General features: G+C 71.1%; 16 protein-coding genes. 8 read left to right on the forward strand and 8 right to left on the reverse strand.

What is annotated here, in order from left to right; genetic code table 11:
* Window positions 1-56: 56 nt before the first annotated feature.
* Genes N1032_RS09950 through N1032_RS09960 form a run of 3 tightly spaced genes read right to left on the reverse strand, consistent with a single transcriptional unit; the run spans window position 57 to window position 4,116 of the window.
* Window positions 57-2,579: an ATP-grasp domain-containing protein gene (locus N1032_RS09950; RefSeq protein WP_259538901.1), complete on the reverse strand. Its 2,523-nt coding sequence runs from the start codon at window positions 2,577-2,579 to the stop codon at window positions 57-59.
* A 7-nt stretch (window positions 2,580-2,586) separates the two neighbouring features.
* Entirely contained in the window at window positions 2,587-3,612 is a 1,026-nt protein-coding gene (mgrA, locus tag N1032_RS09955) for an L-glyceraldehyde 3-phosphate reductase (protein WP_259538902.1), read from the reverse strand.
* Window positions 3,613-3,624: 12 nt separating this feature from the next.
* Window positions 3,625-4,116 (reverse strand): SRPBCC family protein, encoded by a 492-nt coding sequence (locus N1032_RS09960; RefSeq protein ID WP_259538903.1) that lies wholly within the window; start codon window positions 4,114-4,116, stop codon window positions 3,625-3,627.
* A 40-nt stretch (window positions 4,117-4,156) separates the two neighbouring features.
* On the opposite strand from N1032_RS09960, the gene N1032_RS09965 reads away from it, so the two are divergent.
* Window positions 4,157-4,444: a hypothetical protein gene (locus tag N1032_RS09965; protein ID WP_259538904.1), complete on the forward strand. Its 288-nt coding sequence runs from the start codon at window positions 4,157-4,159 to the stop codon at window positions 4,442-4,444.
* Here N1032_RS09965 and N1032_RS09970 read toward each other — a convergent pair.
* Both N1032_RS09970 and N1032_RS09975 read right to left on the reverse strand, forming a co-directional pair.
* Window positions 4,407-8,168, reverse strand: coding sequence for a TM0106 family RecB-like putative nuclease (locus tag N1032_RS09970; protein WP_259538905.1), 3,762 nt, complete (start codon window positions 8,166-8,168; stop codon window positions 4,407-4,409). The two genes, N1032_RS09965 and N1032_RS09970, sit on opposite strands and share 38 nt — an antisense overlap.
* 64 nt (window positions 8,169-8,232) lie before the next feature.
* A complete protein-coding gene (locus N1032_RS09975; protein ID WP_259538906.1) occupies window positions 8,233-8,883 on the reverse strand; it encodes a TetR/AcrR family transcriptional regulator in 651 nt (216 codons plus the stop codon).
* Between the two features lie 101 nt (window positions 8,884-8,984).
* Here N1032_RS09975 and N1032_RS09980 point away from each other — a divergent pair, with 101 nt between their 5' ends.
* Complete coding sequence (locus tag N1032_RS09980; RefSeq protein ID WP_259538907.1) at window positions 8,985-10,511, forward strand: MFS transporter; 1,527 nt, start codon at window positions 8,985-8,987, stop codon at window positions 10,509-10,511.
* Window positions 10,512-10,670: 159 nt separating this feature from the next.
* Here the strand turns inward: N1032_RS09980 and N1032_RS09985 are convergent, their stop codons facing one another.
* On the reverse strand, window positions 10,671-11,444 hold the full coding sequence (locus N1032_RS09985; protein ID WP_259538908.1) for a PhzF family phenazine biosynthesis protein: 774 nt from the start codon (window positions 11,442-11,444) through the stop codon (window positions 10,671-10,673).
* A 139-nt stretch (window positions 11,445-11,583) separates the two neighbouring features.
* On the opposite strand from N1032_RS09985, the gene N1032_RS09990 reads away from it, so the two are divergent.
* Genes N1032_RS09990 through N1032_RS10000 form a run of 3 tightly spaced genes read left to right on the forward strand, consistent with a single transcriptional unit; the run spans window position 11,584 to window position 14,525 of the window.
* Window positions 11,584-12,576 carry an ATP-binding cassette domain-containing protein gene (locus tag N1032_RS09990; RefSeq protein ID WP_259538909.1) on the forward strand — a complete coding sequence of 331 codons (993 nt, stop codon included), beginning with the start codon at window positions 11,584-11,586 and terminating at the stop codon, window positions 12,574-12,576.
* Window positions 12,573-13,433, forward strand: coding sequence for an ABC transporter permease (locus tag N1032_RS09995; RefSeq protein ID WP_259538911.1), 861 nt, complete (start codon window positions 12,573-12,575; stop codon window positions 13,431-13,433). Before N1032_RS09990 ends, N1032_RS09995 begins: the two co-directional genes overlap by 4 nt.
* 42 nt (window positions 13,434-13,475) lie before the next feature.
* On the forward strand, window positions 13,476-14,525 hold the full coding sequence (locus N1032_RS10000; RefSeq protein ID WP_259538912.1) for a TetR/AcrR family transcriptional regulator C-terminal domain-containing protein: 1,050 nt from the start codon (window positions 13,476-13,478) through the stop codon (window positions 14,523-14,525).
* Window positions 14,526-14,616: 91 nt separating this feature from the next.
* On the opposite strand, the gene N1032_RS10005 is transcribed toward N1032_RS10000, so the two are convergent.
* Complete coding sequence (locus tag N1032_RS10005; RefSeq protein ID WP_259538913.1) at window positions 14,617-15,057, reverse strand: hypothetical protein; 441 nt, start codon at window positions 15,055-15,057, stop codon at window positions 14,617-14,619.
* Window positions 15,058-15,491: 434 nt separating this feature from the next.
* Between N1032_RS10005 and N1032_RS10010 the strand changes: the two genes are divergently transcribed.
* Both N1032_RS10010 and N1032_RS10015 read left to right on the forward strand, forming a co-directional pair.
* On the forward strand, window positions 15,492-16,841 hold the full coding sequence (locus N1032_RS10010; protein WP_259538914.1) for a Rossmann-fold NAD(P)-binding domain-containing protein: 1,350 nt from the start codon (window positions 15,492-15,494) through the stop codon (window positions 16,839-16,841).
* A 35-nt stretch (window positions 16,842-16,876) separates the two neighbouring features.
* Window positions 16,877-18,163 (forward strand): M18 family aminopeptidase, encoded by a 1,287-nt coding sequence (locus tag N1032_RS10015; protein WP_259538916.1) that lies wholly within the window; start codon window positions 16,877-16,879, stop codon window positions 18,161-18,163.
* A 555-nt stretch (window positions 18,164-18,718) separates the two neighbouring features.
* Here N1032_RS10015 and N1032_RS10020 read toward each other — a convergent pair.
* Window positions 18,719-19,609 carry an alpha/beta hydrolase gene (locus N1032_RS10020; protein ID WP_259538917.1) on the reverse strand — a complete coding sequence of 297 codons (891 nt, stop codon included), beginning with the start codon at window positions 19,607-19,609 and terminating at the stop codon, window positions 18,719-18,721.
* Between the two features lie 68 nt (window positions 19,610-19,677).
* On the opposite strand from N1032_RS10020, the gene N1032_RS10025 reads away from it, so the two are divergent.
* Window positions 19,678-20,172 carry a GNAT family N-acetyltransferase gene (locus N1032_RS10025; protein WP_259538918.1) on the forward strand — a complete coding sequence of 165 codons (495 nt, stop codon included), beginning with the start codon at window positions 19,678-19,680 and terminating at the stop codon, window positions 20,170-20,172.
* Window positions 20,173-20,367 lie beyond the last annotated feature (195 nt).

Here is a 20,367-nt window from a genome sequence, read left to right on the forward strand (position 1 = left end):
GATGCTGTTCGGTGATTGGCCCGCACGGTCGGCGCGGGTGGTCGCAGGTCGGGCGGTCACAAGCCGTCTCGGGCGACGAGGGGCACGGCGATCCGGCGCACCACGATCTCGAGCAGGGCCCAGGCGGCGCGGCGCGGCGCCGGCAGATGCCGGGTGTAGACGGCGGTGTACTCGATCTCCGCCTCTGCACCGCGGTTGCGTTTGAACTGCGCGACGCCGCTCGAGTTGTGCAGTTCGACGTCGTGCTCGTGCGCCGTGCGGGCGATGAGGTAGGTGAGCATGCGGTAGAGGCCGGCGCTCTGCGGCAAGGCCGTGTCGTAGCCGACGAGCGGCGCCGCGAGCAGCCCGTGCGCCACCCGAAAGCCGAAGACGCCGTCGATGCGGCCGTTCCGCTCCAGCACGATGAAGTCGAGCAGCCCCGATCGTTGCGCGAGCCCCACGAAGTCGGCGGTGTAGCGCGGATTGAGGGTGGAGTACTTGCCGACGTAGAGCAGGTCGTAGAGCTCGGCGATGCGTTGGCGCACGTGGGGGTGCGACATCCCGGTGGCGTCGTCAACCGGCGGGCGCAGTGCTCGATAGCCAGACGCGTCGAGGGTCGCGCGGTCGCGCCGGCTGTCGCGGAGCCCCGCCCATTCGTCGTCGCGCGTCGGGGTGAACAGCACGCTCCGCGACGGGATGAGCCGGTAGCCCGATCGCCGGAGGGTGTCGGGCAGGCGCGATCCGCGGCCGTGCACGCTGCGCCAGACGATCGCCCGGCCGGGGTGGGCGGCCGCCAGCTCGGTCGTCAACCGTTGCAGCGCCGCCTCCCCCACGTCGGGGAGCAGGTTCGTGGAGAGCAGGGCGTTGCCCACGATGACCACGTCGTCGATGCGCCCGGTGGCGAGCACACGACCGAGCACCGTGAGCACTCCGGATGCCACCACCCGCGCCGCACGCGACTCCAGGTTGCCGAGCTCTTCACGGGCGTAATGCACGTAATGGCTGAGGGGTGACACGACGTAGCTCTGCGGCGGCGCGTCGCGGGTCGTGCAACGGCGCGGCGTCGTGACGGGCAGACGATGCCCATCGACCTCGACGACGCCGACCAGCGCCTCGACGTTCTCGACGAGACCCGTCGTGCCGGCGGGGCTGCTCATGCCATCGGCGAAGACGTCTGCCCAGTCGCGCGGTGACTCACCGACCGATTCGCCGTCCGGCGGGGGCGGAGCCTGGCGCGGCCGTCCGTGGGCAGCGGAACTCGCGGGAGGTGGTGCCGATGCCGCCCCGAGGTGCGGAGACGACGGCGGGGCGGCGTCATGCGGGTGCGGGGTGGACGCGGCATCCGGAGCATCCGGAGCTGCTCGGGAGGGAGCCAGAGGCGGGCTCGACTGACGGGGCGGGAGGGGCTCGCCGTTCCACTCGATGTCGTGGGTGGAGGCGGCGAGCAGCGAGACGCCGGCCTGGCGTGCGGTGCGTTGCTGCACGGCGATCGACCGCGCCAGCTTCGCGACCGACACCCGATCGCCCGGGGGCCGGAGCGCATCCGGAGACCGGCGCAGACGCCACCAGCGCGCGACGTCGGCGGGATGGCGCATGCCGGGTGCGGCATACATCGCGAGCGGCAGACCGAGGCGCGCGGTGGCACGACTCGGCCCGGCGGCCTCCACGCCCCGGAAGGCGCCGGCGAGGCCACCGCCCGGCGCGAACAGGTGGAGCCCGCTCGTCGCCCGCGGATTGCACTCGAGCACCTGGGGGCCCGACGCGGTCATCATGAGGTCGAGGCCGAACTGACCCGTCATGGTGAGCCGGGCGGCGATCGACGCGGCGATGCGACGGGCGTCGAGCGCGAGTGCCGACGCGGGGTCGAGGCGCTCGAAGGCCACGCCCGCACCGCGCCCGGCCCGCCATGCCGGGCGGTAGGCCACGAACGCGGTCAACCGGCCGCCCACGGCGACGGCGTAGGTGCAGTACTCCTCGCCGGTCAGCCGCTCTTGCACGAGCCAGCGTTCTTCACGAGTCACGCGGGGCAGGGCCGGAAGCGGCTGGCCCTCGTCGACCAGCAGGGTTCGGGTGCCGAAGCGCGAGAACGCCGGCTTGACGACCACCGGGGGGCGGGCACCACGGGCCCTGGCCTCGGCCCGCCGGCGCCAGCGGATGGCCGACGAGATCACTTCGGTCGACGGATGCGCCACTCCGAGCTCGTCGAGCAGCGTCATGAACTCCGCCTTGTCGTGCAGGCGGCGCAACACGTCGATCGGTGGCGCGAACAATCGGTCGCGGAGGGCGGCGACCGTCTCGGAAGCTGCGCCCGAGCCATCGGGGCGCGCGAATGCGACCGCCGCGAGCCAGAACGTCTCTTCGCACGTGGGCACGATGAGGTCGACCGCGTGGCGCCGCGCGATGCCCGCCACGGCGGCGGCGAACTCGAGCGGCCGGAACCGGGCCGACGGCACCCGGTAGGCCGCCCCGACGGCCGACGACGCCGACGAGATCGCCGGCTGACTGTCGGCCACCATGACGAACGCGCCCTCCTCGGCGAACCGGCGGGCCAGATCGAGTGCGACCGGCGCGCGCGACCCGGTGAGGAGAACGGCCGTCATCCGCCCGTCAGACGTCGCTCGACGACTGCCACAGGTTGATGCCGGCGTCGACCGCGAGCTCGTCGATGCGGGCGAGCTCGTCGGCCGTGAAGTCGAGGTTCGCGGTGGCGTCGAGGTTGTCGTCGAGTTGCTCGACCGAGGAGGCGCCGATCAGCACCGAGGTGACCCGCTCGTCGCGCAGCGCCCACGACAGCGCCAGCTGGGCGAGCGTCTGACCGCGGCCGGCGGCGATGTCGTTGAGGGCGCGCACCCGGCCGAGGGTCTCGTCGGTGAGCATGGTCTTCTGCATCGAGCCGCCCCGGGCGCCGCGGGAGTCGTCGGGTACGCCTTCGAGGTAGCGATCGGTCAGCAGCCCCTGGGCGAGCGGCGAGAACGCGATGCAGCCGACGCCGAGATCGCCGAGCGTGTCGAGCAGACCGTGCTCGATCCAGCGGTTGAACATCGAATACGAGGGCTGGTGGATGAGCAGCGGCGTGCCGAGATCGGCGAGGATGCGGGCGGCCTCGACGGTGCGCTCGGGCGAGTACGACGAGATGCCGGCGTAGAGAGCCCGCCCCGACTGCACGGCCGTGTGCAGGGCTCCCATCGTCTCGTCGAGCGGCGTGTCGGGGTCGGCCCGGTGGGAGTAGAAGATGTCGACGTAATCGAGCCCCATGCGGCCGAGCGACTGATCGAGCGAGGCCAGCAGGTATTTGCGGGAACCGAAGTTGCCGTAGGGGCCCGGCCACATGTCGTAACCCGCCTTGGTCGATATGACGAGTTCATCGCGGTAGGGCGCGAGGTCTTCGGCGAACACCCGCCCGAAATTGATCTCGGCGCTGCCGTAGGGCGGGCCGTAGTTGTTGGCGAGGTCGATGTGCGTCACACCACGATCGAAGGCGCGGCGCAGAATCGCGCGCTGCGTGTCGAGCGGCTTCTCGTCGCCGAAGTTCTGCCAGAGGCCGAGCGACACCGCCGGGAGCAGAAGGCCGCTGCGCCCGGAGCGGCGATAGGGCAGGGATTCGTAGCGGTCGTCGGAGGCGAGGTAGGTCATGGTTTCATGCTGTCACGACCCGCTCGCAACGCGCACGCATTCCGCCATCGAACGCTTCATGTAGCGCAGCCAGATCGGCCCGATGACGTGGGCGACGATGAACCGGCGGCCCGGCAGCGGGCGGAACCCGTAAGTCCAGCGGATGCGGGTCGCCTCGCCGACGGGCTCGTAGAGCCAGCTCGCGTGCGCGTCGGAGACGAGCCGCCCCAGCAGCTTCGTGTACTGCGTGACACGGTAGTCGAACCATCCGCGCGAACCCGGTCCCTCCGGCCGCACATAGCGCGTGATCTCTTCGCGGAAGCGGCCGCCGTCGGAGAGGTGCACGGTGCGTTGCTCCCCCGGATGATTCCATGGCCCGGTCTGCTCCGACACCCCGGTGACCGCCGGCAGCACCGTGAGATAGCCGAGGAACAACGTGCTGTCGTCGCGGGTCACGACCCGGTCGAACGCCGTCAGGGGCGGCACCCGAGCCTCCCCCGCGACCGTGAAATCGACGAGCTCCATGTGCTCACCGTAGGCCCCCCGCTCCCCCCACGCTTGGACCATGCCCTCTTATCGCGTCACGATGATCGTCGGAACCCTCGAGCTCGGAGTGCGACCCGAAGAGGTGCTGCCCACCCTCAGCGGCGCCGTCGCCGACTACACGACGGTGGAGGCATCCGACATCGCGATCGTGGCCGGCGCACCCCGGGTGACCGTGCGCTACACCGCCGACACCGACGAGGCCGCCTACCTCATCGCCGAACAGGCGATCGACGGGGCTCGCGTGTCGGTCGAGCCGATCGCCTGGCAGGTCACCCGCCGGGTGGAGGGGCGCTGGGAGTCGCTCTGACGACGGCCTCGCGGTCGGCGCCGGATGCCGCAGCGGCAGCACCGGGCACCGGCTCAGCGGCGTCGGATGCCGCGCGAGCATCATCGTCGCCGATCAGCCGCAGGAACGCCGAAAGCGTCGCCAGTTCGCCCTCGTTGGTGGGCAGGTGGTCGGTGAGCGCCGGCGAGAACACCAGATGGGCCACCCACTTCGCCCGTGACACAGCGACGTTGAGGCGGTTCTTCATCAGCAGGAAGCCGATGCCGCGCGGCACGTCGACGGCTGCCGACGTGGCGAGCGACACGATGGCGACCGGCGCTTCGCGACCCTGGAACTTGTCGACCGTGCCGACCGCCACCTCCGGATGCCCCGCGGCCGCGAGTGCGGCGGCGAGGCGCTCGACCTGGGCGTTGTAGGGGGCCACGACGATGATGTCGGCGCCGCCGATGGGCCGCGGCATCCCCTCGCCCTCGGCGGGATCGCTCCACAGGCGACCGACGACGTCGCTCACGATCTCGACCACCCGCGCGGCTTCTTCGGGAGACTCGGTCGCGTTGCCGTGGTGTGACACGGGATGCAGTCGCAGGCCGGGCTCCACACCGGTCAATGCTCGATCGGTGGTCGCCGGCAGCATCGCGTGCAGCTCGCCCTCGTAGCTGAGCTCGCTGACGGGCGCGCAGACCGCCGGATGCATGCGCCAACTGAGGTCGAGGAAGTAGCCGAGCCCGGGCGGCAGCACGTCGTGCCCGTCGGTGAGCCAGCCGAGCGCCGACGCGTCGACCGGCTCGGGGTGGGTGCCCTGCGTCACCTGGGGCAGTTGCTGCGGATCGCCGAGCAGCAGCAGGTTGCGGGCCGCGACGCTGACGGCGATGGTGTTGGCCAGGGAGTACTGACCGGCCTCGTCGACCACGAGCAGGTCGAGTCCACGGCGGCCGACGCGGCCGAGGTTCGTGAAGTCCCACGCCGTTCCGCCGATGACGGCGCCACGGCCCTCGGCCGCCGCGCGGGCCAGGAATCGGGCGTGGCCCTCTTTCGGCAGGGGCGTGAACAGGGCGTCGGATGATTCGCTCACCTTGCCGGCCCGGTCGGCGTCGACCCCCGCCGCCACGATCGCGTCGAGCATGTTCTCGACGACGGCGTGCGACTGCCCCACGACCCCGACCGACCAGCCGTGCTGGTTCACGAGGTCGGCCACGACGCGGGCTCCGGTGAAGGTCTTGCCTGTTCCGGGTGGCCCCTGCACGGCGAGGTAGGAGTCGTCGAGCGCCAGCAGTGAATCGCGGATGGCCTCGATCACGCCGCGCGCGCCGTCGCGCACGGGCTCGAGGGTGCGGCCGTCGTGTCGCCGGGGCGGCCGGCGGCGCAGGATGTCGAGGGCCGCGTCGCGGGGAAAGGCCGGCAGCCCATCGGCTAGCGCCTGCCCCCACTCGGCGATCGCCGCCTGCAACGACACCGTTCGAGGCGGCGCCGAGGGTGTGACAGCGATGGGCAGGGCCGCATAGCCGGAGCCCCCGTCGGCGGAGCCGGCGGCGCCGCCGGACGCGGGCAGACGCTCTTCGAAGACGTACTGGGGGACGCCGTTCGGCAGCACGATGGTGTCGGCGAGCACCGTGCGGGCATGCGCCACGCGGGCGCTCGCCCGCGACCGGGGTTCGAACCACGGATGCGGAGGGTCGTAGACGAAGAACCGCCCGCCCTCGCCCGGCTCGAGGCGGCTGCCGGGGGCGAGTTCGCCACGCACCCGGATCTCACGGCGATCGGCCCGCTGGCCGGGATTGCGATACCAGTCGCGGTCGACCACACCGGCGGTCACCACGAGCACGTCGCGGGTGTCGGCCCACTCGTCGAGCGGTTGCTCGAGGCGGTTGAAATGCTCCCACCAGAACGACTTGTCTTCGCGCCGGTGGTAGTCGATGGCCGCCGCCGCGAGGGCGATCGCCGTCTGGTCGCCCGTGCGGTCGGCCGGGTCGACCCCGGCGATCTGCGACGTGAGCGCCAGGTGCAGCGGGCTCGGCTCGAAGTCGAGTCCGTCGCCCTCGGAGCCTGCCGTGTCGGCAGCGGTCGCGTCAGCGCCGACCGCGTCGTCGGCCGCGAGCCCGTCGAGGGCGACCTGACCGGCGAGCTCGGACAGCGAGACGACGCCGTTCTCGGCCGCCCGCTCGAGCAGCCAGTCGCGCAGCCGCAACGTCGACAGGCAGTCGTATTCGTTGTAGTCGGCGATCTCACGCAGTTGCGCCTCGGCGGCCACCGCGGCCGCGGCATCCGTTCGCCCTCGATCGCGCAACTCGGTGTAGCGCACATAGGCGGTGATGGAGTCGGCCGCGTTGGTCACCTCGCTGTCGCGGTAGAGCTCACCCATGTAGAGCGGTTCGAGCTTCTTGAGGCTGTAGGAGGGCGAGCTGACGCGGATGGTCTTCTTCACGACGGGGTAGAGATCGACCAGCACGTCGCGGCGCAGCAACTCGTCGAGCTGGTCTTCGCCCACGCCGTGGCGGGCGGCGAGGGATTGCAGGTGGGCACGCTCGTAGTTCGCGTAGTGGTAGACGTGCAGGCCGGGATGCTCGCGCAACCGCTCGGTGACGTAGTCGAGGAACCGGCGCAGGGCCTCGCGCTCTTCGGCGTGGTCGTGCGCCCAGAAGGGGCGAAACGACGTGCCGCCGCCCGGCGCGTGCTCGATGACGCCGAAGAGGTAGTCGAGGCCCCAGTCGGGCCCGGCGCGCTCGGAGTAGAGCGGGTCGCCCTCGAAGTCGAAGAAGATGTCACCGGCGTCGGGCCGCGGCAACCCGGCGAGGGCGGAGGCGTCGAACACCCGGTAGGCCAGGCCGGAGCGGCCCGCGACCTGCATGCGCGCCTGGTCGCGCAACGTCTCGACCGTGCTGTCGGCCATGCCGGGCACGGGGCCCGACGACGAGGCCAGCTCGTCGATGGTGGTGATGCCCGCGTCGATCAGCCGCGATCGCTGGGTGACCCGGATGCCGGCCACGAGCAGCAGGTCGGCGTGCGCGGCCACTTCGGGGGCGCAGACGTCGCAGCGCCCGCAGATGGTGTAGCGCGGATCGCCCCATTCCACGGCGGCCTCGGGCCCGTCGCCGGCGGCGAGACGCTCGTCGAGCAGGTGCTCGAGCCGCTGCCGGCGGTTGCGGTAGACCGGCAGGATGTCGCGCAGTTCGTGGGTCGATGTGGAGCCGTCGCCCAGCAGCAGGTGCACCTGCGAGCCGAGCGGGATGCCCAGCAGCTCGAGCTGGTCGGCGTAGGCCGCGAGCTGCAGCAGCGCCGTGATCTTGGCGTGGCGCGCGAGCTTGGTGTCGTAGACCTCGTAGCGAGAGGTGCCCGGGACCTTCACGAGGAAGTCGGCGAAGCCGAGGAACCGGCCGTCGAAGAAGGTGCCCTGGAACACGACGTCGGCCCCGGCGCGGAGCGCGGCGACGGTGTGCCGCTGGTGCTCGAGCAGAGCCTCGGGCGTCGAGCGCTCGGGGCGCGCGATCTCGGCGACGCCGGCCGGAGTCACGCCGTCGAACGCACCGAAGCGCGCGCGCAGCTGCTCCAGCGTGCGCAGCTCGTGAGCGTCGCCGAGGCGGGCCGTGCGGTCGAGCATCTCGTCGACCACCTCGGGCAGTGGAGCGATGCGGCCGAGCTTCGCGTCGAGCCGCCGCACCAGGGCGAACTCGCAGGTGGCCGCCGCCGTGAGGTCGGTGGCGCTGTAGAGGATCGTGGCGCCGTGCCCCGGCTCGCCGCTGACGATCATCCGTTCTCCTTCGTGGTCGCCATCAGGCTATCCGGCACCGCCGACATCGACCTTCGAGGGATGCTCAGGGCCGGATGCCCACCGCCGGCAGGATGACGCCGTCGATCATCGACACGAGGAACTCGCGGTCGACCGGCTTCTTGAGCACCAGGGTGCGGTAGGCGGCCATCGACGGCGAGATCAGCGCGATGGTGTCGACGTCGCAGTCGGCGGCGATCTCACCCCGCTCGATCGCCCGGCGCAGCAGGATGCGGTTGACCTCGGCGCGGGGCTCGATGATGGCCTGGCTGATGGCGTCGGAGAGCTCGGGCGAGCGGGCGAGCACCGACATGAGGCCCGCCATCACCTGCAGCTTCTTCTCGGCCTCTTCGAGCGTGCGGGGCTTGATCATGCCGATCAGGTCGCCGCGCAGGGTGCCGGTGTCGGGCAGCCGATCGAGGTCGAGGTCGTCCTTCTTCATGCACGCCACCGCGTCGATGACGAGTTCGCCCTTCGACGCCCAACGCCGGTAGAGCGTGGCCTTGCCGGCCTTGGCCCGAGCGGCCACCATGTCGATGGTCATGCCGTCGTAGCCCTCTTCGGCGAGCACGTCGACGGCGGCGTCGAGGATGTCGGCGTCGCGACTGTGGTCGCGCTTGCGGCCCAGACGGGCCGGCTCGGCGGCCGTGTCATCGGCAGCGCGGGTGTTCGTGGGGTCGAGGTCGAGCTGCGTCATTGCAACGATCTCCTTCATGCGGGGTCGACTTCATGTTACCGTCGGACTAATTCTAGAACAAAGATATCCGAAACTGGGCAGTACCGTATATAGTTCTGCTCATGCCTCAGACATCCTCCGACGTCGCCGCCTCCGCCGGCGCTCACACGGCTTCGACCCGTCGCTGGTGGACCCTCACCACCGTCGCCCTCGCCCAACTCATGGTGGTGCTCGACTCCACCGTCGTGAACATCGCCCTGCCCGCCGCCCAGGCCGACCTCGGCTTCTCCAACGGCGACCGGCAGTGGATCATCACCGCATACTCCCTCGCCTTCGGCAGCCTGCTGCTGCTCGGCGGCCGCCTCAGCGACCTGATCGGCCGCAAACGCACCTTCATCATCGGCCTGATCGGCTTCGCCGTGGCCTCGGCCCTCGGTGGCGCCGCCGACAGCTTCGGCACCCTGGTCGCGGCGCGCGCCCTGCAGGGCGCCTTCGGAGCCCTGCTCGCGCCCACCGCCCTCGCCGTGCTCACGACGACCTTCACCATCCCGAAGGAGCGCGCCCGCGCGTTCGGCGTGTTCGGCGCCATCGCCGGAGCCGGTGGCGCCGTGGGCCTACTGCTTGGTGGCGTACTCACCGAGAACTTCAACTGGCGCTGGAACCTCTACATCAACGTCTTCATCGCCATCGTCGCCATCATCGGCGCCGCGCTGTTCGTCACCACGGTGAAGCGCACCGGTCCGCGGCCGAAGCTCGACATCCCGGGCACCGTGCTCGTGTCGGGCGCGCTGTTCTCACTCGTCTACGGGTTCTCGAACGCCGAGACGGATGGCTGGGACTCGCCGCTCACCTGGGGAATGCTCGTCGCGAGCGGTGTTCTGCTCGTGGCGTTCGTGCTCTGGCAGCGCCGCGCGGCGCATCCGCTGCTCCCCCTCTCGATCGTGCTCGACCGCAACCGCGGAGCCGCCTTCAGTTCGGTGCTCATCGCGGGAGCGGGCATGTTCGGCATCTTCCTGTTCGTGACCTACTACCTGCAGACCTCGCTCGGCTACTCGCCCATTCAGACGGGTGTGTCGTTCCTGCCGATGATCGGCATGCTCGTGCTGGCGGCGCAGCTGTCGACGAACATCTTCGTGCCCCGGTTCGGTCCGAAGATCATGGTGCCGGCGGGCATGACGCTCGCGGCCATCGGCATGGTGATGCTGACGCGGTTGAACCTCGACAGCACCTATGCGGCCGATCTGCTGCCCGCGCTCATGATCCTGGGATTCGGCATGGGCTCGATCATGCCGGCGTCGATGCAGACCGCGACCCTCGGGGTCGACCGCGAGTTCGCCGGAGTGGCCTCGGCCACGGTGAACACGAGCCAGCAGGTCGGCGGGTCGATCGGCACGGCACTGCTCAACACCCTCGCGGCCACGGCCGCCGCCGACTACGTGGCCTCGCACCTGCCGGCGACCGCCGCCGTGGCCGCCGAAGCCGCCGTGCAGAGCTACGCCACCGCCTACTGGTGGGGTGCCGGGTTCTTCGCCTTCGGCGCGGTGCTCGCGGCCCTGCTCTTCCGTCGGCGCGGGCAGGGGCTGTCGTTGTCGTCGCCGCACGCCGCGGGCGCGGCATCCGACGCTCCGGAGCCGGTCATCGCGCACTGACCCGCACTGACCCACACTGACGGTCGCTGCGGCGCTCGCGCTGCGCGGCGGCCCTGCGGTCGATCGACCGCTTCGGGCGGACCCAGACGAACCTCGCGGCCTCCCTCTCAGAGGGCACGGATGCCGCGAGGTTCGTCTGTTTCCGGCAGCGTTCGGGCCTCAGGGCAGAGCGAGGTCGACCGGCGTAGAACGCACGGTGCGGCCGCCGACCGACACCTCCTCGCCGCCGAGATGTCGGGTCAGCAGCCGTGAGCCGACGCCCTGGTCGATGGCGAGGTCGCGGCCGAGCAGCGCGGTGAGGCGCACGGCCGCCGCCCCGGTCGCCTCGTCTTCGGGCACGCCGAGGGCGGGGGCGAACATGCGCGAGCGCAGATGCCCGGACGCCTCGTCGACGTAAGCCCAGGCGTAGTGCTCGCCGTCGACGAACGCGCCCGCGTCGAGGGCGTCGACCTCGGCGGCCGAGCCGAGCTCGTGCCATTCGAAGGCGGGGGCCCAGGATGCGCGGCCGGTGATCCAGGTGATGTCGCCGTCGTAGCGCACGGCCACGTCGCCGGCCGCGACCTGCAGCGTCTGCGCCGGCCGGCCCTGGGCCGCGAGCCACCAGGCCGTGCCGACGCAGGGGTGCCCGGCGAACGGCAGCTCGCGGGCGGGCGTGAAGATGCGGATGCGCGCGAGGCGCTGCGTGGCGCGGTCGGCGCCGTCGGGGTGGTCGCCGCCCTCGTCGTGGCCGACGTGTTCGACCGGCTCGGCGTGCTCGGCGTGCTCGACGATCTCGTCGACGAAGACGGTCTCGCTGAAGCCGAGGGTCGTGGCGATCTGCTGCTCGCGGCCGCGGGTGTCGGGGGTCGACCACAGAATGCCGAGCGGGTTGCCGAACGCTCCGTTCTGATCGGCGAACACGGACACGACGTCGACGAGGGTGTGCGATTCCATGCCCCGAGTCTGGCCACGCAGGGGTCGGCGATCAAGCCGCCACTTCGGAACGGGTGGTTGTCGCGTCTATTGCGTATGGCATACACACTGTGTATCTTGTACACATGTTTACCCCATACACAGAAGAAACGGAGGAATCATGAGCACTCGACCGATGATCGACGTCGCCGGACTGACCAAGTCGTACGGCTCGAACGCCGTGCTGCGCGGTGTCGACCTCGCCGTGGCCCAGGGCGAGATCTTCGCGCTGCTCGGCCCGAACGGCGCCGGCAAGACCACCACCGTCAACGTGCTGACCACGCTCGTCACGCCCGACGGCGGCACCGCGCGCATCGCGGGCGTCGATGTCGCCGCCCACCCCCACCGGGTGCGGCGGCTCATCAGCCTGACCGGGCAGTACGCCTCGGTCGACGCGTTCCAGACCGGCCGCGAGAACCTGCAGATGATGTCGCGGCTGGCCCATCTCGGCGCGCGAGCCGCCCGGCTGCGAACCGACGATCTGCTCGAGCAGTTCGAGCTGACGGATGCCGCCAACCGCCGGGCGGGCACCTACTCCGGCGGCATGCGACGCCGGCTCGACCTCGCGATCAGCCTGATCGCCCAGCCGCCCGTCGTCTTCCTCGACGAGCCGACCACGGGGCTCGACCCCCGAAGCCGCTCGCAGATGTGGGACGTGGTTCGCGCTCTCGCGGCGAACGGCACCACGATCCTGCTCACGACGCAGTATCTCGAAGAGGCCGACCAGCTCGCCGACCGGGTCGCCGTGCTCGACGGCGGCACCGTGATCGCCACGGGCACCGCCGACGACCTCAAGGCACGGGTCACCGGTGGCCGCGTCGAGATCGTGTTCACCTCGCCCGCCGAGGCCCACGAGGCCGTCGCCGCCGGACTTGGCACCCCGGCCGTCGAGAGCGACGGGCTCGGCATCGCCATCCCGACCGACGACCCCGCGCGGGCGATCTCTGCAGCCCTTGCCGAGGCATCCGCTCGCCGGCTCACCGTCGCCGACATCGCTATCGTGAGGCCGTCGCTCGACGACGTGTTCTTCGCGCTCACGGGGCACCCCGCCTCGGCCGCTGCGGCGGCATCCGGAACCGACGACATCATCACGAAAGACGAGGTGGCAGCATGACCACGTACTCCCCCGCCCTCGGGGCCGCCGGCAGCAGCCGCCCGGCGGCCCCGGCACCCGCTCCCGTCCCCACGCCCGCACCGATCCCCCCGGCGATCGCGGTCGGCCGCGCGTTCGGCGACATCGGCGCCATGGTGGCCCGCGAGCTGCGCCGCACGATCCGCAGCGTCGACGGCCTCGTCACGGCCTTCGCCATTCCGGTGGCGATCATGCTCGTGTTCGTGGTGGTGTTCGGCGGTGCCATCCAGAGCGATGGCGGCTACATCGACTACGTCGTGCCCGGTGTGCTCATCCTGTGCCTCGGTTTCGGATCGGCGTCGACCGCGGTGGGCGTTGCACAAGATATGACGAGCGGCACCATCGACCGCTTCAAGACCCTGCCGATGTTCGGGCCGGCGGTGCTGTTCGGGCACGTGATCGCGAGTGTTCTGCGCAATCTCGCGTCGTGCGTGCCGGTGGTCGGAATCGCCCTGCTGCTCGGCTATCGCCCCGCGGCGGATGCGCTCGGCTGGGTCGCGGCCGTCGGTTTCGCGGCGCTCGTGATCGTGGCGTTCACCTGGCTCGCGTGCGCGGCCGGGCTCTTCCTGAGCGTCGACGCGGCGGCGAGCATCAGCTTCGTGTTCCTCTTTCTGCCCTATGTGTCGAGCGGATTCGTGCCGGTGGACACGATGCCGGAGTGGCTGCGCGGGTTCGCCGAGAACCAGCCGTTCACCCCCATCATCGAGAGCTTGCGGGCGCTGCTCAGCGGGCAGCCCGTCGGCGCGTCGCTGTGGGAGGCGCTCGCCTGGCTCGTCGGCGTGCTCGTCGTGAGCTACCTGGCGGCGACCCTCGCCTACCGTCGCCGCACGCTCTCGTAGAATGACACTCCCGGCTACATCGCCGCGATGGGAGGGAGCACGATGACCGATCTCGACGACGTCTCCCTCCCGCACGCGGTCGCCCTCTCGTGGGGCGTGGCCGAGCAGCCGCACAAGGGCCCGAAGCGCGAGCTCAGCATCGAGCGCATCGTCGAGACCGCCATCGAGATCGCCGACGCCGAGGGGTTGTCGGCGCTCTCGATGAACCGGGTCGCGACGTCGCTCGGCTTCACCACGATGTCGCTCTACCGCTACATCACGAGCAAAGACGACCTGCTGCTGTTGATGCAGGATGCCGCCATCGACGTTCCGACTCCGCCCGAGCCGCTCACCGCCGACTGGCGTGCTGAACTGCGCGAGTGGGTGGTGCTCACGATGAGCGTGGTGCGGGCGCACACCTGGTTCACCGACATCCCGATCCAGGGGGTGCCGATCACGCCGAACAACCTGCGCATCGTCGACTGGGGGCTGCGCTGCCTTCGCGGCACGCCGTTGACCGACACCGAGAAGATGGCGACGATCCTGCTGGCCACGGGCTACACGCGCACCTACGGAATGCTCGAGCGCGACATCGGGCGGGCCGGCGCGGTCGATGCTCCGCAGGGGGCGGTGCCGGGCACGAACTACTCGGCGGCGCTGCGGGAGCTCGTGACGGAGGCGCGGTTCCCCTATCTGCTGCCGGTGCTGGCATCCGGGGCCTACACCGAGGACTTCGAGCACGATGCCGACTCGTTCGACGACTTCGGGTTCGGGTTGGAGCGCATTCTCGACGGCATCCAGCACCTGCTCGACGAGCGGGAGCGGAGTGGTTCGTGGGCGGCTGTCGCCGACGCCGCCTCCGCCTCCGACGCCGCCGACGCCGCCGATCAGGGTGCGGCGGACCGGGCGGCTTTCTACCCGAAAGACGAGAAGGTGCGCGAGGCGGCGCACGCCCGCCGGGAAGCCGAGCACCGTCTTCGCGAGGCCGAGCAGAAGGTGCGGGAGGCGTTGAAGAAGGAGCGCGAGCTGCTCGCCAAGGCGCGCGAGCGGGCGGCGAAGCAGGCCGAGGTCGAGCAGCGGCGCGCGGCCAAGAAGCGGGGCGCGGGCGACTGAGGCTGTCGCGCTGGTGGCGGGGGCGGTGGGGGGCGAGGTCGGCGGCGGTCGGTCGTGGCGGTTGCGGGGGCCGATCGTCGCTCGTTGGGGGTCAGTCGCGGATGGCGATGTTCTGCGAGACGACGGTCCAGCCGGGGCTGACCGTCATGTACTCGGTGTGCAGCCAGACGCGCTGCACCGGTGCGTCGAGCTGGAGCGTCATGCCGTAGCGACCGAACTGGTCGGCATCGATGCACTTCGCTTCGGTCGTCACCCCTCGGGCGATGAAGCAGATGCGGTCGTCACGGGTGGCTCCCACCCAGTACTCGACGTCGTCGTGCACGGCGAGCAGCCGAAGCGAGGTCTTGACGATGTCGGAGTCGACGCCCGACACCGCCGGTGGCAGGGTCACCGAGGCGAGCGACATGCTCTGGTCGAGATGCGCCAGCTTCGAGTAGGCCAACGTCGGGTGCGACGAGCAGCCGGCCACCGAGAGCGCCACGACCAGCACGATCGCCGGGATCGCGGCGAGAGCGGCGATTCGGGAGCGCATCGTCTACCTTCCGGGCGGTTCGTCAGCGACGGGTCGGGCCGCTGCGACCGACGATAGGGCACGAAAGTGACCGTCTGCTCAAAGTGCGGCGGTGGCTCTTCTGGGACAGTGCGCGGGGATTCGTTGCGCGAAAAGGCTGCAAATCGCGACGACCGAGGCCGTATAGGGCCTCGGTGTCGGTAATTTGCAGCTTTTTGGTGCACGACGACAACGGGCGGGCGCGTTTAGGTGGCTGATCGCCATCGGGCGCGACGCTGCGAAAACGCGGGCACGGACGCCGGAGCGTGCCCGAAAAAGCTGCAAACCACGACGACCGAAGCCGTATAGGGCCTCGGTGTCGGTCATTTGCAGCCTTTTGGCGCCCTAGGCGGGTCCGCCGTCTGCCGTGGGCAGAAGGCGAGCCGCGAAGCGGTCGGGTGCGGTTGACTCGAGGCATGAGAGTACTCATCCTCGGTGGCACCGAGTTCGTGGGTCGCGCGCTGGTGCAGGAGGCGCTGGCCCGGTCGTGGGAGGTGACCGTCTTCAATCGCGGCACGAACGCGGCTCCCGCAGGTGTCACCGCGTTGATCGGCGATCGGCGCACCGCCAGCGGACTCGCCGCGCTGGCCGCCGCGGCCAAGAGCGCAGCGCAGACCGAGACCGCAGCGCACTCCGGGATGGCAGCGCACACCGAGATCGCAGCGCACTCCGGGATGGCAGCGCACGCCGGGACCGCCGCTCAGGCACGGGCCGCAGCGCACACCGGGGCCGCCGCGCACGCTGACGCCGCCGCGCACGCCGACGCCGACGCCGACGCTGACGCCGCCGCGCACGCCGACGCAGACGGCAAGACTGCAACAGTGGCCGACCTCGACTTTCCCCACTACCGCTGGGACCTCGTGGTCGACACCTGGTCATGGGAGCCATTCGCCGTGCGCGACTCGGCGCGGCTGCTCGCTCCGTTCGCCGATCGTTACGCCTACGTGTCGAGCCGTTCGGTCTACGCCGACCCGGTGCCGGCCGGGGCCGACGAGAGCGCTCCGCTCGTGCCTTCCAACTTGTCCGACGGCGATCCCGCGCTCCGCAACGCGGCGACGGCGGGCGCCCCAGCGACGGGTAGCGACGGCGAACAGGGGACCGTCGCACTCGCCGAAGGCTGGCCGAGCGCGCCGCCGCAGCTCGAGGTGGACTACGCCCGAGGCAAAGCAGGCGCCGAACGCGCTCTGGTCGAGGCGTTCGGCGATCGGGCGCTGATCGTGCGGCCCGGCCTGGTGCTCGGTCCGTGGGAGAACATCGGTCGGCTGCCGTGGTGGCTCGGGCGGATCGCGCAGGGCGGTGAGGTGCTGGCTCCGGGAGACCCGAGCGGCGGCATCCAGTACATCGACGCCCGCGATCTCGCCGCCTTCACCCTCGACGCCGGGAGTCGCGGGCTGGGCGGCGCGTTCAATGTGGTGAGCCCCGCCGGCGCCGCCACGCTGGGTCGGCTGCTCGAGACGGCGGTCGACGTCACCGGCAGCGATGCCCGCTTGCTCTGGGTGCCGGCCGAGCGCATCCTGAGCGCCGGCGTCTCGCCTTGGATCGAGCTGCCCATCTGGCTGCCCGAGGGCGCCGACCACGACATGATGCACGCAGGCGACGTGTCGAAGGCGCTGGCGGCGGGCCTGAGCATTCGGCCGCTCGAGCAGGCCGTGGCCGACACCTGGCGCTGGCTGCAGAGCGTCGGCGGCATGGCGCCACAGCGCGCCGACCGGCCGACGGTCGGGCTCGATCCCGACGTCGAACGACGGCTGCTCGCCGACGGCTGAGCACCGGCGTCGGGCGTGGATGGTTGGATGGAGGCATGTCCTACACCGCGAGCTACATCGAGAACTTCGCCGAATACATCCGGGCCTCGCCGTCGTCATATCACGCGGTGGCCGAGGCAGCACGGCGGCTCGAGCTCGCCGGATTCACCGAGCAGCGCGAGACCGACGAGTGGCTGGCCGGGCCCGGCCGTCGCTACGTGCTGCGCGACGGCGCGATCATCGCGTGGGTGGCGCCCGAGGGGGCGGGGGCGGTCACGCCGTTCCGCATTCTCGGCGCGCACACCGACTCCCCCGGATTCAAGCTCAAACCGCGTCCCACCATCGGTTCGAACGGCTGGTTGCAGGCCGGCGTCGAGGTCTACGGTGGCCCGCTGCTCAACTCGTGGCTCGACCGCGAGCTCGAGCTCGCCGGGCGCATCGTGACGCTCGACGGCGAGGTGCGGCTCGTGCGCACGGGGCCGTTCCTGCGCATTCCGCAGCTCGCGATCCACCTCGATCGCGATGTCAACTCGGGGCTCGTGCTCGACAAGCAGCGGCACACGGCGCCCGTCTTCGGGGTGGGTGACCGGTCGCAGGCCGACCTCGTCGGCATCCTGGCCGCTCTGGCGGGGCTCGCCGACGGTTCCGAGGTGGCGGGCTACGACATCCTGACCGCCGACACCAATCCTCCGGCCCGGTTCGGGCTCGACGACGTGCTCTTCGCGGCAGGCCGCATGGACAACCTGAGCTCGGTGCACGCCGGCCTCACCGCCCTCGTCGCCGAGGCGGAGGCGCTCGCGATCGCCCCGCACATCAGTGTCTTCGCGGCCTTCGACCACGAGGAACTCGGCTCGGAATCACGCTCGGGCGCCAGCGGACCCTTCCTCGACGACGTGCTCACCCGCATCGGCACGTCGCTCGGCGCGACCGTCGACCAGCGGGCTCGGGCGTTCGCCGACTCGTGGTGCCTGTCGGCGGATGCCGGCCATGCGGTGCACCCGAACTACCCCGAGCGGCACGATCCCGCGAACCTTCCCGTGGCCGGCGGTGGACCACTGCTCAAGATCAACGCGAATCAGCGCTACGCGACGGATGCGTTCGGTGCCGCGCTCTGGAAGCGGGCCTGCGAGCGGGCCGGCGTGGCTTACCAGGAGTTCGTGTCGAACAACGCGATTCCGTGCGGCTCGACGATCGGGCCGCTCACGGCGACGCGGCTCGGCATCCGCACGGTCGACGTCGGTGCCCCGCTGCTGTCGATGCACTCGGCCCGTGAGCTCGCGCACGTCGACGACCTCGTGGCGCTGTCGGCGGCGATCGGCGCCTTCTTCGCGCCGGCGGGGTAGGTCGGCGGGCGCGTTCGGCGCGCTAGCGAGTGCTCGGCATGTCTGCACTCGTCGGGAATGGCGCGCTCCAGTAGCGCGCTACCGGAAGCCGCCGTGTCTTCGGGACGCCCTGCCTCGGTGGCCGCGTTCCCACGCGAGGGCACGATACGAGGCCGCGGTGCCGTCGCAACGCGCCGTTGTGTAGCCTCGCCTCGGTGGCCCCGGCTCCCCGCGAGGGCGAGCTGCGGAGGCCGTAACGCCTTCCGGAGGCCACGGCGGCTTCCCCGAGCGTCTGCCCGCGCGTATAGCCTCCCAACGGCGGGCGCCGGGCCGCCTAGATCGCGGGACGATGGCACTGCCACAGCCGTGGCGACACCTTCAGCCGGCAGCGGTCGGCACCAGCGATGCTCCGGCGGCCGCGATCCCCCCGTGAGGCGCGCTGCGGAGGCCGCGACGCCTTCCAGAGGCCACGGCGGCCTCCCCGAGCGTCTACTCGCGCCAATGGCCTCCCGACAGCGGGAACCGACGCGGCCGACAAGCTTGCAGGGCGAAATGACGCCACCTGCGGCGACGCCGTCAGGCGGCGGCCGGCAGCAGCGAGGCGACGGCGGCCGCGAAGGCGGCGGGAGCCTCCTGCGGAGGATTGTGCCCGACGCCCGGGAGAACGGCACCGCGGAACGGACCGGTGAAGTCGGCGCGGTCGTCGTCGGGGTCGCCGGCGCCGAGACCGTCGGAGGCGCCGCAGAGCACGATTGCCGGCACGGCGATCGGGGGGCGGGTCGCCAGCATCCGCTCGTCGGCCTCATAGGCGGGGTCGCCGGGGGCGTTGCCATAACGGTGTCGATAGGAGTGGATGACCACGTCGACGAAGTCGGGGTTGTGCAAGCTCGGGGCACTGAGCTCGAACGCGGCCGCGGCATCCGGCCACTCCGGCGACCAGTCCTGCCACAGGATGCGGCACAGGTCGTCGCGGTTGCGGGCGAGGCCCCGGCGCCCGCGCTCGGACTGGAAGTACCACTGATACCAGAGCGCCCTCTCGTGGTCGGGCGGCTCGGGCTCACCGCTCGCGGCGATCTGCTGGATGTTGTAGCCGTCGACGCTGACGAGTCCGGCGACGCGTTCGGGATGCAACGCCGCCAGCACGCAGGCCGCGCGCCCGCCCCAGTCGTAGCCGCCGACGACGGCCCGCTCGATGTCGAGCGCGTCGAGGAGGTCGAGGAGGTCGCGTCCGAGTGCCGCTTGCTGACCCGACCGCATCGTGCTGTCGCTGCGGAACCGGGTCGAGCCGTAGCCGCGGAGCGACGGCACGATCACCCGGGCGCCGGCGTCGGCCACGAGCGGCCCGGCCTCGTCGTAGCTCGCCCAGTCGTAGGGGAAGCCGTGCAGCAGCACCACCGGAAAGCCGTCGTCGCCGCCGAACTGGCGGTAGGCGATGTCGAGCACGGGTGTGGCGATCGTTCGCGTCATCCTCTCGTCTTACCACCCGCCGGATGCCGCCACTCGTCGATGTCGGTCGCCGCGCGTAGCCTCGGACCATGGCAGAGGTGCACATCGAACCCTGGGCCGACGGCGACCGTTGGCTGCTCGATCGTGCCAACACGCCCGAGATGACCGATCATCTCGGGCGCCCCGAGACAATCGACGAGCTCGATCAGCGGCACGCGAAATACCTGCGGTATTGGCAGAGCGGTGAGGCGCGAATGTTCCGCATCGTGCGCGGCGACGAGCCGCTCGGCGGCATCGGCTGGTGGTCGAGCCGGTGGGGCGAGGTCGATGTGCACGAGACCGGATGGTTCGTGCTGCCCGAGGCACAGGGGCGCGGGGTCGCCTCGGCGGCGGTGCAACTCGTGATCGGTGACGCTCGTTCGCGTGCCGAGCACGACCTGCTGATCGCGTGCCCGGAGGTCGGCAATGTGGCCTCGAACGCCCTGTGCGCCCGCAGCGGGTTCACGTTGCGCGGCACGGAGGAGCTGCCGTTCCGCGGCACGACGCTGCACACGAACGTGTGGGGGCTCGACCTGCGCGGGTGAGGGGCGCGCGGGTGAGGGCGGTATGCAGGTGAGGGGCGCGCGGGTGAGGTCGGCGCCTCTGGGGAGCGATGAGTCCGGTGTCGGGGCACGAGTTACGCGCGGTGCGGCGCTCGGGAGGCGCCGCTGTATCGCCGGAGACTTGCGCTCGGGAGGCCCGACCGCGCGGCCCGATTCCTCCGGAGGCCAGTATGACCT

This window comes from Herbiconiux daphne (assembly GCF_024979295.1).
Classification (GTDB): domain Bacteria; phylum Actinomycetota; class Actinomycetes; order Actinomycetales; family Microbacteriaceae; genus Herbiconiux; species Herbiconiux daphnes.